The sequence below is a fragment of the Staphylococcus sp. CoH_129_LAB_1 genome, from assembly GCF_058191515.1.
In genome coordinates, this window is sequence record NZ_JBXWKZ010000096.1 from 1 (window position 1) to 226 (window position 226).

At 32.7% G+C, this 226-nt stretch carries 1 protein-coding gene; it reads right to left on the minus strand.

Annotated elements, in window-relative coordinates; genetic code table 11:
- Window positions 1–226 (minus strand): IS3 family transposase (locus AC2FB1_RS11260; protein WP_490675294.1); only part of this gene is annotated, 226 nt, incomplete at both ends.

Consider the following 226-nt stretch of genomic DNA (forward strand, 5'->3'; position numbering starts at 1 on the left):
TCCATGGGACAACTCGCTTTAAATTGTCTTTGTAATAAATTGTCTGTTTTATAATACGGTTTACCTATCCTTGTCGTTTTTTTAGGTCTAACTCGGCAGTTTAAATGATGCTTCTGCATAATTCTCTGTACTCTCTTATGATTAATTGATGATGTATAACATTGATTAATCAGTGCTGTAATCTTACGATAACCGTAGGTATAGTGGTTAGCTTCACATAATTCAA